At 69.8% G+C, this 15,737-nt stretch carries 8 protein-coding genes and 1 pseudogene; 4 read left to right on the top strand and 5 right to left on the bottom strand.

What is annotated here, in order from left to right; translation table 11 throughout:
* Positions 1–1,576: HEAT repeat domain-containing protein (locus tag ACTIGN_RS03300; protein ID WP_439621285.1), on the bottom strand; the 1,576-nt coding region annotated here is incomplete at its 3' end.
* Between the two features lie 467 nt (positions 1,577–2,043).
* On the opposite strand from ACTIGN_RS03300, the pseudogene ACTIGN_RS03295 reads away from it, so the two are divergent.
* Together ACTIGN_RS03295 and ACTIGN_RS03290 are read left to right on the top strand one after the other, a co-directional pair.
* Positions 2,044–2,295, top strand: a pseudogene (locus ACTIGN_RS03295) (hypothetical protein); the annotation flags it as partial.
* A 99-nt stretch (positions 2,296–2,394) separates the two neighbouring features.
* Positions 2,395–3,372, top strand: a complete 978-nt coding sequence (locus tag ACTIGN_RS03290; RefSeq protein WP_439621300.1) for an autotransporter-associated beta strand repeat-containing protein — start codon at positions 2,395–2,397, stop codon at positions 3,370–3,372.
* 51 nt (positions 3,373–3,423) lie between these two features.
* Here ACTIGN_RS03290 and hflX read toward each other — a convergent pair whose 3' ends face one another.
* Complete coding sequence (gene hflX, locus ACTIGN_RS03285) at positions 3,424–4,746, bottom strand: GTPase HflX (protein ID WP_439621283.1); 1,323 nt, start codon at positions 4,744–4,746, stop codon at positions 3,424–3,426.
* 222 nt (positions 4,747–4,968) lie between these two features.
* The gene (locus ACTIGN_RS03280) at positions 4,969–9,522 is read right to left on the bottom strand and encodes a VWA domain-containing protein (RefSeq protein ID WP_439621281.1); all 4,554 of its coding nucleotides are present in this window, start codon (positions 9,520–9,522) and stop codon (positions 4,969–4,971) included.
* Between the two features lie 697 nt (positions 9,523–10,219).
* On the opposite strand from ACTIGN_RS03280, the gene ACTIGN_RS03275 reads away from it, so the two are divergent.
* Positions 10,220–11,260, top strand: a complete 1,041-nt coding sequence (locus tag ACTIGN_RS03275; RefSeq protein WP_439621279.1) for a hypothetical protein — start codon at positions 10,220–10,222, stop codon at positions 11,258–11,260.
* 96 nt (positions 11,261–11,356) lie between these two features.
* On the opposite strand, the gene ACTIGN_RS03270 is transcribed toward ACTIGN_RS03275, so the two are convergent.
* Positions 11,357–13,768 carry an OPT family oligopeptide transporter gene (locus ACTIGN_RS03270; RefSeq protein ID WP_439621277.1) on the bottom strand — a complete coding sequence of 804 codons (2,412 nt, stop codon included), beginning with the start codon at positions 13,766–13,768 and terminating at the stop codon, positions 11,357–11,359.
* Positions 13,769–13,890: 122 nt separating this feature from the next.
* Here ACTIGN_RS03270 and ACTIGN_RS03265 point away from each other — a divergent pair, with 122 nt between their 5' ends.
* On the top strand, positions 13,891–14,307 hold the full coding sequence (locus ACTIGN_RS03265; RefSeq protein ID WP_439621275.1) for a putative quinol monooxygenase: 417 nt from the start codon (positions 13,891–13,893) through the stop codon (positions 14,305–14,307).
* A gap of 126 nt (positions 14,308–14,433) precedes the next feature.
* On the opposite strand, the gene ACTIGN_RS03260 is transcribed toward ACTIGN_RS03265, so the two are convergent.
* A complete protein-coding gene (locus tag ACTIGN_RS03260) occupies positions 14,434–15,465 on the bottom strand; it encodes an aldo/keto reductase (protein WP_439621274.1) in 1,032 nt (343 codons plus the stop codon).
* Positions 15,466–15,737 lie beyond the last annotated feature (272 nt).

Genomic DNA, 15,737 nt, shown 5'->3' with positions numbered 1-15,737 from the left:
CGGGGGGGGCGGGGTCCTGTTCCACCAACTCCGCCCCGGCGGGGTGGGGGCGCCCCCCTTGGCGCTTGCCCCCGTGCGGGGGGGGGGCGGGCCCGCCCGCGGCCGGGTCGTCGAGGCAGCTCAGGAGCGACTCGGCCGGCCCGCCGACCTGGCCCATCGCCCCCGCGGCCTGGCACCGCACCGTCTCGTCGGCGTCGCTCAGGAGCGGCACGAGGTGCCCCGCGGCCCCGGCGGCCGGCGACCCGATGCGGCCGAGCGCGTCGGCGGCCTGGCACCGCACCGCCGCGAGGGGGTCGCCCAGCGCCTGCTGGAGCGCGTCGATGGCCACCGCGAGCGGGTCGGCGACCTCGGCCGCGGGCCGGCGACCGAACAGGTGCCACCGGCGGCGGGAGTGCCGGGGCCGCTGCACCAGCCGCGCCCGCTCGGCCTTCACCTCGGCCGCCGCGATCCGCCCGAGCGCCTCGGCCGCGCTGAGCCGCACGAGGTCGCTCGCGTCCCCGACCGCCGCCGCGATCTCCGCCGTCGCCTCGCGCGCCTGCAACAGCCCGAGGGTGCCGGCCGCCACCGCCCGGACGTGCTCGTGCGGGTCGCTTAGGTGCTCGACGAGCGTCGGCACGGTGGACGGCCCGATGGCCGCGAGCACCTGCGGGAGCCGGTCCCGCTGCTCCTTGGTCAGCGAGTCCATCTCCCGGAGCGACAGGAGCAGCGGGCTGATGGCGGCGACGCCGAACTGCGGCAGGGCGTTGCGGGCGCGGTCGTGGATCGGCTCGTGCGGGCTCCAGAAGTCGGTGATCGTCTCGGCGAGGATCCGCCCCTGTCGCACCGACGCGAACACCTGTTGCAGCAGCACCAGGGTGAAGAACGACCGGAACGCCGCGAGCAGCACCGCCGCGGGCCACAGCGCCTTCTGCACGAACGCGGTGTGGACCAGCCGCCGCGAGTCGGCGACGTTGAGCACGTCCACGAGGCTCAGCAGGTTGATGAGCGCGTAGGCGAGGAAGTCCACGAACGCGGGGCGACCGTCGTCCTCGACGCGGTACCAGTGGGCCCCGACGGTCTCGTACAGCGCCTGGTTCAGGAGCGAGAACCCGCAGATGACACTCGCGGTCGCGACGGCCAGAAGCGGGAGCCCGACGCGGTGCCCGTAGCGGGCGAGGGTGGTGGCGAGCGCCTGCCCCTTGGTCGGGTTGTGGACGGCCTTGCGGCCCCGCTCGACCTCGTACCGCTCGATGTCGATGAACATGTACGCGAGGCACGAGGCCAGCCCCATGACGAGGGTGACCGCCGCGCACGCGAGCGCCACCCACGGCTGCGCGTCGGCCGCGAGCGCGCCCAGGACGAGCAGCCCCGCGGACAGCCCGGCGTACACGGTCCAGTCGGCCCACGAGAGGGCCCGCTCCCAGACCCGGAACCCGGTGCGCACGCCCCAGCGGGTGAGCCGCCCGAACAGGCCGAGCGCCCACCCGAGGAGCCCGCTCTGGTAGACCACGGCGACGACCAGCGCAACGACGACGAGGGTCGCGAGGATCGAGTACGAGGAGGAGCGGTGGTCGAGGCGGACGAGCCAGGGGTCCATGGGCAGTTACCACGTCGTGCGGCGGCCAAGGGCGGTATGCGCGAGCTTCGCGAGAGGGTGCCAGAGCAATTGTGGTGCCGCGTGTCCGCGAAGTGAACAGCCGCAGGATAACAATACCCACTTCGCTCCGCGAATCTTCACACCTGGGTCGTTGAGACGTTACTGAGAGCCTGGTAAGCTGGGACGCACTTCGGCCACCGACCGGCCGACCAACGCACTCGCACCCCGCCGCTCTCCCGGCCCGCAGGAGTGACCCCGTGAAGACGCTACGCTTGTGCATCGCGTTCGTGACGCTCTGCGCCCTCGGCGAGAGGGCGGAGGGACAGCCCTCCTACACGTCTACAACCGCAACTGGGTTGTGGAACACGAATCGTTGGAACAATTCAACCGATGGGCCGAGTTACGTCTCCGCGTATACGGCGAACAATCCAGTCTCTTTCACCTCTGGGAGTTACACGTTCTCGGGAATGAGATCGACAGGATCTGTAGATGTTGGCGATATTACGGTTTCGAGCAGTGTGACGATAGCTTTCACCGGCAATTCTGGGACCGTGGGAACCGGGGGCAACGTTCGCACCATCAATGTTGGATCGGGGTCGACTCTCGACTTTTCTACTCAAGTCTTCTCGACCTCATCCGGAACCGGTTTCATGAAGTCTGGGAGTGGAACGCTTGCTCTGGTTGGTGGTGCTTATACCGGAGGGTTCACACTAAACTCAGGGACAGTAATCATGCGTGGGGTAGATGCGATGGGGGCAGGCGCGTCCCACGTCTTGACACTTAATGGTGGAGTGGTCGCATCTAATGCTAATCGCAGCATGACGAGTGCGAAATATGGAGGTGGGATAGTCATTGGCGGCGACGTACAGTTCGGCTCTAAAACCGCCCCTGCGAGTTCCACCGCAGCACTCAGTTTCGCGAACGCAGTCTCTCTTGGCAACACTACTCGAACGCTGACGATCGGCAACGATGGGACGACGACGTTCAGTGGAGTGATCTCGAACACCTCTGGCGGACTTACCATTGCTGCGATCCCGGGCGCAATGGGGCAGATTCGGCTTTCGGGTGCAAATACTTATTCGGGAGCGACTACGATCAATAGCGGTACCCTTGCACTCATCGACAACGGGTCGATCAACAATAGTCCCACCATTATCGTCGGGAGTGGCGCCACGTTGAACGTCGCCGGAACGAACGGTGGGAATTACACATTCGGGGGCGCGACGACGCAAACGCTGCACGGCGGCGGCACACTGATAGGTGCGGCGACTATCGGATCAAACGGAACGGTTGAGGGGGGATCGTCTACCCTGTCTCCAGGGCTCAACGTAGCGACTAGCCTTGCGTTCGGGAGCGGGTCAACTTACTCCGTCAAACTATTTGGGACAAGTTTGTATGACATCAGCTTGCTCTCGGCCGACCCAGGAGCGATTACGATCGATGCTACCCCAAACACCGGCGCACGCCTGCGACTTGATCTTTCGGCCCTTTCGGCCGAGGATGTCGCCACTTTAAGAAGCCTAGGCGCGAATAACTACACCGTCATCCGAGTCGCAAACGGTGGTTCGACCCAGAATTTCCACGAGAGCAACTTCAGCATTTCCGACCTGGGCCACTTCGATTCGTCCGAGTGGACCCTGGTGACCAACCCCAGCAGTGGCGTGCAGCTTCTGTTTACCCCCGTTCCGGTGCCGGAGCCCGCGGCGGTACTCGGTGTGGCGGTCGCGGCGCTGGGCTTCGGCGGGTTCGTCCGGCGGCGGTTCCGCAAGCCGTCCGAACCCGCCAGCGCCGCCTGAGAACGCGACAACGGCCCCGGGGAGCCGGGGCCGTTGTAAGTTGTCGAGACTTTACACCGCCTCGCTGAGCGGGGGCGGCGGGGTCGCGGGGCGGTCGCGGTCGCGGTCGAGGAACCGCACCTGCACCGTCGGGCCGGCGATGTGGTGCAGCAGGTGCCGCGGCAGGTGGCACCGGATCACCACCTCGTTCGACTCGTCGCGGAACTCCTGGCGGTAAACCTCGGCGTGCGCGTTCAGGAACGCCAGGACCTTCCCGTTGCCCGCCTCGGCCACCACCTCGGCGTCGGCGAACTCGGCCGCCAGCGCCTCCATCACCGCGTCCTCGAGCAGGCCCACGCCCTCGCCCGTCAGCCCGCTCACGGCCACCGCCCGCGGGTGGTGCGCCTCCAGCACCTTCAGGACCGCCTGGTCGGTCACCTTGTCGATCTTGTTCAGCACCAGGACCGTCTGCTTGTCGCTGCACCCGAGTTCCTTCAGCACCTCGTTGACCGCCCGGACGTGCTCCTCGGCCTGCGGGTTGCTCGCGTCCACGACGTGGAGCAGCAGCTTCGCGTGCCGGGCCTCCGAGAGCGTCGCCTTGAACGACGCGACGAGGTGGTGGGGCAGCTCGCGGATGAACCCGACCGTGTCGGACAGCAGCACCCGGCCCCAGTCGCGGACGTGCCACTGCCGGGTGCGGGTGTCGAGCGTCGAGAACAACTGGTTCTTGACGTGGACCCCCGCCTTCGTGAGCGTGTTCATCAGGTGCGACTTGCCGGCGTTCGTGTAGCCCACCAGCGAGACCGTGTGCTCGCCGGCCCGGCTCTTCACCTCGCGCTCCTTGCGGGCCTGGACCTCGGCCAGCTTCGCCTTCAGGTCGCGGATCCGGCCGCCGACCAGGCGGCGGTCGCTCTCGAGCTGCGTCTCGCCCGGCCCCCGCAGCCCGATGCCGCCCCCCTTCTGCCGCGACAGGTGGGTCCACATCTGCTTCAGCCGCGGGAGCGAGTACTCGAGCTGCGCGAGTTCGACCTGGAGCCGCGACTCGACCGTCTGGGCGCGGGTCGCGAAGATGTCGAGGATCAGCTCGCTGCGGTCGAGCACCTTGACGCCGACCACCTTCTCCAGGTTGCGGGCCTGGGCCGGGGACAGGTCGTTGTCGAAGATCACCACGTCGGCGTCGCTGCTCTGCACCAGTTCGGTCAGCTCGCCGAGCTTGCCGGTGCCGATGTACGTCGCGAGCTGGACCTCGTGCCGCTTCTGGGTGAGCTCGCCGACCACGGTCGCGCCGGCGGCGTCGGTGAGCCCGCGGATCTCGTCGCACGGGTCGTCGGAGAGCCACGGCCGGTCGGGCAGCGCGACGCTGACCAGGACCGCCCGCTCGGACGCGACCGACATGTCGTCCCGCTGGGTGTCGAATGCTCTGCTGATATGCGTTCCCCTTCGGGTGGGAGTGGTTCGGGAATCGTGACCGGTTCGCACCGCGGGCGCCAAAGCCTGTTCTGTAGACACTAAACACCTGAACTTGAAAACGAAACACCAAAACGGAATCCGCCCGGGGGTTAGAGCCCCCGGGCGGAAAGAAGGTTCAGGTCGAACCCGGTTTACTGCGGTGCGGCGTCACCTCGCCTCGGAGCCCGGGATCAGGGCGACCTTGGGCATGGTGACCGCCTTGCCGGTGCCGAACACCGGGTTGACGTGGAAGTCCATCGTCTGGCGGGCGGCGTTCACCTTCACCGAGGCCCGGAGGTCGGCGCTGGCCCCGAGCCCGGGGAACCGCTTCTCGGTCGCCTCGTTGACGCCCTGGAGGGTCGGCCCGACCCGGGTGGCCGTGCCCGCCGCCGGGCCGCCGAACCCGCCGCCGAACCCCGACGTCTCGGGGGCGCGGGTCGCCTCGGCCCGCGCCTCGTCGGTGTGGAGGACCGCGTCGACGTCGGCGGAGACCGCGGCCAGTTCGGTCCGCGCGCCCGCCTCGAGCTTCACGGCGACCGGCTTCGGGTCACTCAGGTTGACCGTGAACAGGTCGTGCGACTCCTTCGGGGTGCCCTTGAACTTGGTCACCTTCACGGTGGCGGTGCCGCCGATCGGCTTGCCGAACGCCTGCTTCACGGTCACCGTGTAGGTGCCCTTGAACGCCAGGGCCGCGGCGTACTGCTCGGCCCGGTCCCCGCCCTGGCCGAGCACGTCGCACTTGAGCACGCCCCCGCCCGAGGTCCGCTTGTGGGTCGCGGAGCACACGGACCCGTTCGGCTCGGCGACGACGAGGTCGAGGTCGGCCGCCCCCTGCCACAGCAGCTCGATGACGAGGTCCCGCTGGGTGTGCTCGGTCATCGCCTTGCGGAGGTCGTCGGCCCTCTGGCCGGCCCTCTCGGCCTTCTCCACGAGCCGGGGCAGGCGGGCCTTCACCTGGTCGTGGTAGTTGATGCCGTCGGTGGTGTTCCAGTCGCGGGCCTGGAGCCCCTTGACGGCCCACACCACGGCGTCGGTGGTCACGTCCTTGCCGGCCTCGGCGTAGGCGAGGGCGTTGGCGTAGGCGGTCGGCTGGTCCGGGGCGCACTCGGCGGCCCGCTTGCAGAACGCCACGGCCTGGGCGTGGTTCTTCAGGTCGGCCTCGGCCCGCGCGGCCTTGAGGTACGCCTTCGCGTCGCCCGGGTCGAGGTCGATCCCCGACACCGCGGCCCGCTCGACCTCGGCGGCGTCGGCCTGCTTGGTGGCGGCCAGGGCGACGGCCAGCGACTCGTGGACCCAGTCGTCGGTGGCCAGCCCCTTGCGGAGCGCGCCCTTGAGCACCTCGCTCGCGTGCCCGAACTCGTCCAGCTCCATGAGGAACTCGGCCGCCGCGACGATCAGGCCCGGGTCGGTCACGGTCATGTCGATGGCCGCGTTCCACATCTGCTTCGGGTCGTTGCCGAGCTTCTTGCGGAGCGCCACCTCGTCGACCTTCGGGTTCACGAGCCCCGGCTTCGCGGCCGCGACCGCGGCCGGCGGGTTCTTCGGGGTCTTGGGGTCGTTCCCGGCGACCGCGTTGGGGTTCCGCGGGTTCACCGGGCCGAGCGCCATGCCCTCGGCCTTCTTGAGCTTGATCGACGCGGCCGGGTGGTACCGGCTCGTGCCCCGGATGATGAGGGCGCGGGCCGGGGGGTAGTACCCGAGCGAGTTGAGCTGGTTGGCCGCCAGCAGCGGGGCCTCCATCGGGGCGTTCGGGTCGACCGGGACGCCGGCGTTGGGGTCCTGGGCCCACTCGCCGCGGGCCACCGTCTCCTTGATGAGGTTCAGGAGCAGCTGGCTCTGGTCGCCGCCCTGGATGCCGAACTGGCCGCCGAGGTTGCCGAACTGGCCGAGCTGGCCGCCGCCGACGCCCAGGCCGCCGGCCCCGAACCCGAGGTTCTGCTGGGCCGGGTTCCCCTGGCCGAGCATGGCGAGCACGCCGTTCTGGCCGCCGGCCCCGTTCTGGCCGCCGCCGAACTGGCCCCCGCCGCCGCCGAACTGGCCCCCGCCGCCGTTGTTGCCGAAGAAGTTCGCGGCCCCGATGACCTGGCCGAAGATGGCCAGCTGCGACTGCTGGAACTGGAGGTTCTGGGTCAGGGTCTGCTGGTTCACCGAGCTGGGGATCGGGATCACCAGGTCGGCGACCGGGAACACCCGGGTCACCTTCTCCTCGAGGCGGCGGCTGAACGTCGTGATCTCGACGTAGTCCGGGCGGACGATGTACGTCGCGTTCATCGACAGGAGCACGATGTCGAGGAACGTGCCGAGCTTGAGCCCGCGGAGCTGGGTGGCCGCGAGGTTGGGCTTCTTCTCCTTGATGTCGTTCACCTGCTCGGCCTTGAAGTTCTCCTCCATGATGACGAACGAGACCGCGTACCGCTTCGAGAGCTTCTGGAGCAGCTCGAACAGCGGGATGTCGTTCAGGTTCCCCTCGTCGAGCTGGACCTCCTGGTCCTCGATCAGGCTCCGGAGCTGGAGCTGCGACTGGGTCGGGGACGGGCCGAGGTTCGAGTTCAGGTACGCGTCGCGGCGGAGCGACGTGAGCTCCCGCCACACGGCGGCCGGCGGGAAGTGGACCGGGGGCTCGTCGGGGTACGGGATGTGCGACTTCTCGGCCTGCATCATGGTGAGCAGGAACCGGTCCTCGCGGATGCGGACCAGCTCCCGCCACTCGCGGAGCTGCGTGGCGTGCTGGCCGATGATGTAGCTGGCGACCGCCGCCGGGGGGACCGTCTGGCCCCGGGCGACCCGCTCCTGGATCATGAGCTGGGCCTCCTGGTAGGCCAGCTCGAACCGGGCCTGCTTCATCAACTGGCGGAACTGGTCGATCCGGTTCTTGGTCCGGGCCTCCTCGTCCTGGGCGCGGTCGAACTCGTTGAGCCGCTGGCGGGTCTTGGCGATCGCCTCCCGCTCGGCCGCGGCCTGGCGCTTGACCTCGGCCCCCTTCAGGAAGATCTCGCGCATGACCGCTTCGAGGTCGCCGGTCATCTGGCCCCGGGCCGCGTTGCCGATCGCGTCGTAGGCCGCGATCTCGTCCCGCTGCCGCTTCAGGTCCTGGTACGCGGTGTCCGGGTCGGTGCGGAGGAGCTGGCGGGCGCGGCGGATGGTCGCGTCCACGAGCACCCGGTACCGCTGCTCCTCGACCTGGCGGCGGGCGGCCGCCTCGCGGAGCACGTCGTCGGGCTGCGGGGTGCCGGCCGGGGGCTTCGGCGCGTCACCGGCCGGGGCCGGGACGGGCGGGTCCTGGCGCACCTTGGCCAGCGCCGCGACCTTCTTGGCGATCTCCTCCCGCGACAGCCCGACCCCCTGGTGGACGAGCTCGCGGACCGTCTGCACGGCGGCGATCTGGTGCTGGACCTCGTTCTTGTTCAGCTTCCCGGCCTTGAGCTTCTCCAGCAGGGCGAGGCCGGCGACCGCCTCCTCGTCGTTCGGGTCGATCTTCTTGGCGGCCCCGAACAGCTTGCCCGCGTCGTCCCACTGCGACTGGGTGATGGCCCACACCGCCTGGACGAGGAACTCCTCCTTGTACAGCTTCACCTGCGTGCTGGCGAGCGCCAGGGCGCGGTCCGATTGCAGCATGGCCGGGGCGTCCTTGTGGGGCGCGTCCCGCCACTGGTCGAGCATCATGTTCAGGAAGAAGTGGTCGATCTGCGCCGCCGGGAGCTTCTCGCTCAGGCTCAGGGCGACCGGGCGGCCCGCGGCGAACCCGTTGACCGTCAGGGTCACGGCCTCGACCGGGCGGGCCATCTTGCCCATCACCAGCGTGGCCCGGTCGGCCCGCAGGGGCGGGAGCTTGGTAGGGTACACCTCGCCGACCTCGGCCCCGAACTTGAACTTGTCCACCTTCACGACCGGGGTGTCGATCGCGGCGACGAGCCGGGCGACGAACTCGCCCCGCTTGGTCGGGTTGGCGAGGTCCTCCTGCACGCGGACGACGGCCCCGCCGGTCTGCGCGGCCAGGCCGTGCAGGTTCTGCGGGTTCACCTTCACGCCCAGGGGCACGGCGAAGAACCCGACGTCGGCGTTGTCCATCCGGGTGCCGAGCGCGAGCCGCTCGTCCTCGGTGACCGGGCTGAACGCGCTGTCGCCGTCGCCGAGGAGCAGCACGACCTGCTGCCGGCCGCGGGCCGGGGCGATCGTGGCCAGCGCCCTGGAGAGGGCGGTCTTGAGGTCGGTCGCGCCGGACCCGTACTCGACCTCGGTGAGGGCGACGGCGGCCTCGCGGACCTCGTCGGCCTTCGCGGCGAGGAACCCCTTGGTGAGGGGGCGGGTCGCGGCCGGGGTGCTGGCCACCCACACGCTGACGCGGTCGCCGGCCCCGAGGGCGTCGGTCAGGCCGCTGAGCACCTGGCGGGCCTGCTGGAGCGGGCGGCCGGCCTGGCTGGCCGAGGCGTCCACGACCACGAGGACGTCGCGCGGGCGGGCCGGGCCGGCGTCGACGGTCGGCTTCACCTGCCAGGCGAACAGCAGTTCGCCGTCCCGGGGCTGGTAGGTCAGCGCCGGGAGCTTGCTGAACTTGGTGAGGACCAGGTCCTCGACGACGCGGCCGCCGTCGGGGCGGTCGCCCGACTTGGCGGGGGCGACCCCCGGTCGGACGTCGCCGAACAGGGATGTGCCGAGGGCGGTGAGGGTGGCGGCCACCCCCAGCACCACGGGCAGCACCCGAAGGCGTTTCAGGAAGGTCATGCCCTGCGCTCCTACTGGTGGACGGGGGGCGGTCGCGGTCGCCCCGTCCGGGTGAGTAACAAAGGTGGCCCGAGTGTCAGACACGGTTCCCGGGGGGTGCCACAGGTATCGCCGGTTCGCGGGGGCCGCGGCCCCGGGAGGTGCGGGTACAATTTTGACCCGTCCCGCCCCCGTCCGCAACCCCGACCCCGGTAACCGCGTCAGTCCCCGTGGGCAAGTCTACCCGGTGTAACGGTCCGCCTCGGCCGCCGTTGGCGGGTTCACCGGAACAGTGCGCCGGGCATCGGGTTACCCGCCCTTCTCCCGGCCGAACCCGCACGACCGGCCGGGAAATCTGGGCGAGCCGTGCCGGTTGTCGGCCGGCGGGCGTCCCGGTCGCCACGAGGGGTGAGAACGCCCGGGCGGTTCCGGCAAGTGGGGCGGTGGTAGCAACCCCGCCTTTCGAGTTGACTTACAGTTTCGGACGACCTACGCTGATTGAGGCAGGATCGAAGGATTTTTCCGACGCGGCTGCCGGCCAAGCAGCCCCCTCGGCCCCCGGGCGCGGCACACCGCCCCGGCGAGGTTTCTCGACCCGATCGCACGCCATTTCCGAGAACACGCGCGCATGTCACCCAACCCATCCGAACCGACCCCGGCCATGTCAGCAGCGGCGCTCCGAGCGCGGCTCCTGTCGTCGGGACCGCCCGCGGCTCCGATGAACACGCCCAAGCCGGGTGCCCTGCCGGAGCCCGAGGACGAGCAGGAGCTCGAAGCGGAGCCCGAGCCCGACCCCGAACCGCTCCCCCGCGCCCCCGCGGCCCCGCAGCAGAACCTGTTGACGAAACTGCGGATGCCCGGGAGCAAGTCCGGCCCGCAGGCGCCGCAGGCCCGCGGGGGCGTCCCGCAGGTGCCCGTGGTCTCCGAACCGATGGCCCGGCCCCCGCAGGGGTGGCGGCCGACCGGCCCGGCCCCCGTCCCGGGCTACGGCCCGCCCCCGGGCTACGGCCCGCCCGGCTACGCCCCGCCCCCGGGCTACGGCCCCCCGCCCGGCTACGGCCCGCCCCCGGGCTACGGTCCCCCGCCCGGCTACGGGATGCCCCCCGACGGCCAGGGGGGCGAGCAGCAGCCCCGCTACGACGACGGCGCGGCGCAGGCCGCGGCCCAGGCGGCGCAGGAGGCCCAGCGGCTCCGGTCCGAGAACAAGGAGCTCCGCAAGCTGCTCGACGAGATGAAGCACCTGCTCCAGGAGGCGAGCGAGTCGGAGCACAAGCTCGTCGAGAAGGAGAAGGAGTTCGAGGCGGCCCTGACCGACAAGGAAAACCAGATCTCCGAGCTGAACGCGCAGCTGATGGCGATCGAGGAGCAGATCGCCCGGGGCGAACTGGCCCCGCCCCCGCCGGTCCCGAAGACCCGCACCGAACTCGAGGAGTGGGCCGACGAACTGGAGAAGGAGAACGCCAAGCTCCAGCAGGACCGGAAGCGGTTCCAGGAGGAGCGGACGCAGCTCCGCGAGGACGAGGAGGCGCTCGAGAAGCAGATGCGCGACATGGAGGTCTCCATGTCCAAGGAGCGGTCGCTGCTCGCCCGCCAGGAGACCGAACTCAAGCGCCTCAGCGCCGAGATCCAGCACGAGCTCGAACTCATGCAGCGCGGCGACGCGAACCTCCGCGACCACCTGAAGAAGTTCGAGCGCCGCGCCCAGGAAGTGATGACCAAGTCGCCCGGCGGCGGGGGCAGCCCCCCGCCCCGACGGTAAGGCGACTCGGGCGAGCGGGGGGCGTGAGCCCCCCGCGTTCTTTGAGTGACGGGCGCAGTACGCGGGGGGCTCACGCCCCCCGCTCGCCGTTGATGGCTACGCCCGCTCCTTCCGCGTGCCGACGTACACCAGCACGGCCGCGAGCGCCCCGAACATCACCACCGACACCACCTTCGCCCACGCCACCTCGTCGGGCTTCCACTCCGCGTCGCCCTTCGCGTTCTTCTCGCCGAACAGGTGCATCCCGAGGTTGATCGCGTCGTTGAACCCGTCGGGCAGGAACGCGAAGAACGCGATGACGAGCCCGCACAGCGTCCCGCCGGCGATGAGCCCGCTGGCCAGCAGCACCCCCGGGCTCGTCTCGGACTCGGCGTCCGACTTCGGCTTGCCGCGGAGCAGGTCGGTGACCCACCGTACCACGCCGCCGACGAAGATCGGCAGCGTCGACCCGAACGACAGGTACATGCCGACGGCAACCGGCAGGGCCGACACGCCGCACAGCTCCAGGGCCAGTGCGACCATCACCCCGATGAGGATGAGCGCCCACTGGAGGGTGCCGCCGAGGATGCCCTCGATGATGTTCGCGAACAGCCGCGGCTGCGGGGCCGTGAACTCCTTCGGGGCGTCCTTGTCGTTGTCCATCGTCTTCAACTCGCGGGAGATCGGCAGGTCGGTGCGGTACACCGGGGTCCCGGCGTCGCTCACCAGATAGCGGCCGGCCGCGAGCCCCTCGTACTCGCCGTCGCGGGCGTGGGTGACGCGGTACGTGTTCGCGTCGGCCTTCCAGCCGGGCTTGCCGTCGCTCCCTTCCTCGTCGCGGTCGTACGGCCGGCCGGGTGCCTCGCGGGGGGCGTCGGCCGGAACCTTCAGCACCACGCCCGCGGGCACCCCCTGCTTCGTGTAGTGCGCGCCGGCCGCGTTCAGCGCGAGCATCGTCAGGCCGATCACCAGCGCCGACGTGACCGCGCCGATCAGGATGGCCCACTGCTGCTTCGACGGCGTCGCGCCGACGAGGTAGCCCGTCTTCAGGTCCTGTGACGTCGTGCCGCCGTTGCTCGAGGCGATGCACACGACCGCGGCCACGGTGAGGGCCGTCAGCATCGCCTCGTGCCCGCGCTGGCCCAGGACGTAGAAGATCGAGCACACGAGCAGCAGCGTCGCGATGGTCATGCCCGAGATCGGGTTCGACGAACTGCCGACCTCGCCCGTGAGCCGGCTCGACACGGTGACGAACAGGAACCCGAACAGCAGGATCATTCCGGCCCCAACGAGCCCCTGGAAGTTCAGCCCGAGGCCCAGTTGCGGGACCGCCGCCAGGATCAGGATGAGGGCGACGCTCCCCCAGAGGACCACGGTCATCGGCAGGTCGCGGTCGGTGCGGGCCGCCGCGACGGCCCCGCCCGCGGCGCGGCTCGCCCGCAGATCGCGGAGCCCGGCGGCGACCGACCCGAAGATCAGCGGCAGCGCCCGGAACATGCTGATGATGCCGCCGGCCGCGACCGCCCCGGCCCCGATGAACCGCAGGTACGTCCGCCGGATGTCGTCCGGCTCCATGTTCTTGATGAGACCGGCGTCCGCGTCCCGGGCCATCTCGACGGCCGGGACGACGAACCCGCCCGCGACCGCGAGGTGCCCCGGCGCGTCGGCGACCTTCCGGCTCGCCGGGGCGACCGGCTCGTCGAGCTTCGCACCGAACGTGGCGATGGCCGGGCCGAGGACGAGGTACGACAGCACGGCCCCGGCCATCATGAGGCAGGCGATCCGCGGGCCGATGAGGTACCCGACGCCGAGCAACTCGGGGGCGAGTTCCCCGCGGACCTCGGACCCGTTGATTCCGGTGCGAGTGCCCGTCGCCTCGTCGGTGCGGTACAGGTTCGTCGCCGGCTCGGCCGCCCACAGCTTCGTCGCCGCGGTCAGGAACTTGTGGACGAGCGCGATGCCGAACCCGACGAACACCATCTTCGCGGTCGCGCCGCCCTTCTCGCCGGCGACCAGCACCTCGGCGCACGCCGTCCCCTCGGGGTAGATCAGCTTCCCGTGCTGCTTCACGATGAACGCGCGCCGCAGCGGGATCATCATGAGGATGCCGAGGACCGCGCCGAGGACCGACACGGTCATCACGCGGACCGGGTCCATCTCGAATCCGAGGAGCAGCAGCGCCGGCATGGTGACGCCGACGCCGAACGCGATGCTCTCGCCGGCGCTGCCCGCGGTCTGCACCACGTTGTTCTCGAGGATCGTCGTCTTGCGGACGTTGAACGCCTTCGAGATGGCCCGGAACAGCGTGATCGACAGCACCGCGATGGGCACCGACGCCGAGACCGTGAGCCCGACCTTGAGCACGAGGTACAGCGACGACGCGCCGAAGACGATGCCCAGCACCGTCCCGGCGAGGACGGCCGGCAGGGTGAACTCCGGCGGCGACTCGGCCGCGGGCACGAACGGCTGGTGCGGGGGCGGCTCGGGCGAGCCGGGGGCGTCCGCCCTCGGGCTGGTGGGTTCCGACATTTCGGCGCTCGGTTGGGTTCACGGGACGAGCAGATAGAATCACCCGTGACCGCGTTCGAGGCAAGGGCCGCCGCGGTTCACCCGCACCGACGCGCCCCGCGTCCCACCCGCCAGAGGTTCCCATGCGTACCCGATTGCTGTTCGCCGCCCCCGCACTCGCGCTGGTGCTCGCGCTCGCCCCGACGGCCCGCGCCGAGGACGAGCACCCGGTCGTCAAGCTGGTGAAGGGGAAGGTGAAGGACGCGAAGAAGCCGTTCGCGCTGATCGTCGAGTTCAAGGTCCAGGCGGGCAAGGAGAAGGAGGCCGAGGAGGCGATCGCGCCGTGCCTGATCGCGACCCGCAAGGAGCCGGGGTGCGTCGCGTACTACCTGAACCGCGACCCGGACCAGCCGCAGATGTTCATCATGTACGAGCAGTTCAAGAGCGTCGAGGCGCTCGCCGCCCACCTCAAGGAGAAGCACACGCAGGCGCTGCTCACGACCATGGGCACACTCACCGACGGCGAGCCGAAGCTGAAGGTGTTGACCGTGCCGGAGTGAGGGAAGAAGAGGACAGAGGTCAGAAGTCAGAGGACAGAAATCAGGAAGAGAGAACAGAGTTGAAGCAGCGAAGGCTTCTTGCTCTGTCTTCTGCCGTCTGCCCTCTGTCCTCTGTCCTCTGACTTCTCACTTCGGCGGTTCGTCGAACCCGTGCTGCTTGCGGTGGTACGGGCCGTCGAAGTCGATCGTGCTCTTGAACCGCTCGTGGCGGCCGTCGCCGGCGTGCGGCTTCACCTTGGCCAGCAGCTTCTCGAGTTCGTCGCCCTGCATCGGCTTGAAGTTCCGGGCGGTGGCGACGTTCTTCTTCAGCACGTCCATCGAGTCCATGCCGCTGACGACCGAGACCACGTCCTGCGACATCGCGAACCGCAGGCACTCTTCGGCGGTGGCGACGCCCTCCTTCACGATCTTCCCCTTGCCGCCGCCGAGCGCCTTCATGCCGATCACCGCCGTGCCCTGCTTCTTCGCCGCGGGGATCACCTGCTGCGCGAAGCTGCGGTAGAAGTGGTCGCACACGTTGATCGGGCACTGGACCGTGTCCCACTTGTGGACCGGCATCATCTTCAGGTGGATGTGCGGCGACTTGTGCCCGGTGAACCCGACGTGCTTCACCTTCCCCTCCTTCTGCATCTTGAGCAACTCGGCGAGGCCGCCCTGCTCGGCGACCCACTCGGGGTCGTTGTCCCAGTTGATCTCGTGCATCTGCATCAGGTCGATGACATCGGTCTGGAGCCGCTTGAGGCTGTCCTCGATCTGCTTGCGGACCTCCGGCCCCTTGCGGGAGCACACCTTGGTCATCAGGAACACCTTCTTGCGCCACTTGCCGCCGTCGGCCGCGAGCGCCCGGCCCATGATTTCTTCGCTGCCGCCGTCGTGGTAGTCCCAGCAGTTGTCGAAGAAGTTCACCCCCTCGTCGATGGCGGCGTGCATGATCTTGACGGCCTCGTCCTTGTCCTTGACGTCGCCGATGTGCCACCCGCCGAGGCACAGGATCGACACGCGGGCGCCGGTGTTGCCGATGGGCCGCATCGGCAGCCCTTCGCCGGGCTTCTTGTCGTCGGCGCTCGCGGAGGCGGCGCCGATCGCGGCCGCGGCCGTGGCGGCGACGCCGGCGTGGAGGAACTCGCGGCGGGTCTCGTCGGTGGGAAGGTCGGTCATGGGGTCGTGCTCCGTCGGGCGAGGGGTGGGAAGTGACGGTAGACGCGAGCATACCGCGCGCCGCGGGGAACCGCACGCGGTAGTTTGAAAGACAGAGAAGCGATGGGACGCGGATCGCGGATGAAGGACGGGATCAAGAGGATCGTACAGGACCGTGCTCGGTTGAAACTATTGGTGGTTGGCGGGCCGCCACGGAGGGCGGCCCCTACGAGAGGACTCGCGTTTGGTTTGTAGGGGCCGCCCTCCGTGGCGGCCCGCGTGAGGCGCACGAC

It is taken from the genome of Gemmata sp., from assembly GCF_051859125.1.
In the GTDB taxonomy this organism is placed as follows: Bacteria; Planctomycetota; Planctomycetia; order Gemmatales; family Gemmataceae; genus Gemmata.
Note: the sequence above shows the minus strand (reverse complement) of the source record. Positions and strands in the feature narration are given on the sequence as shown.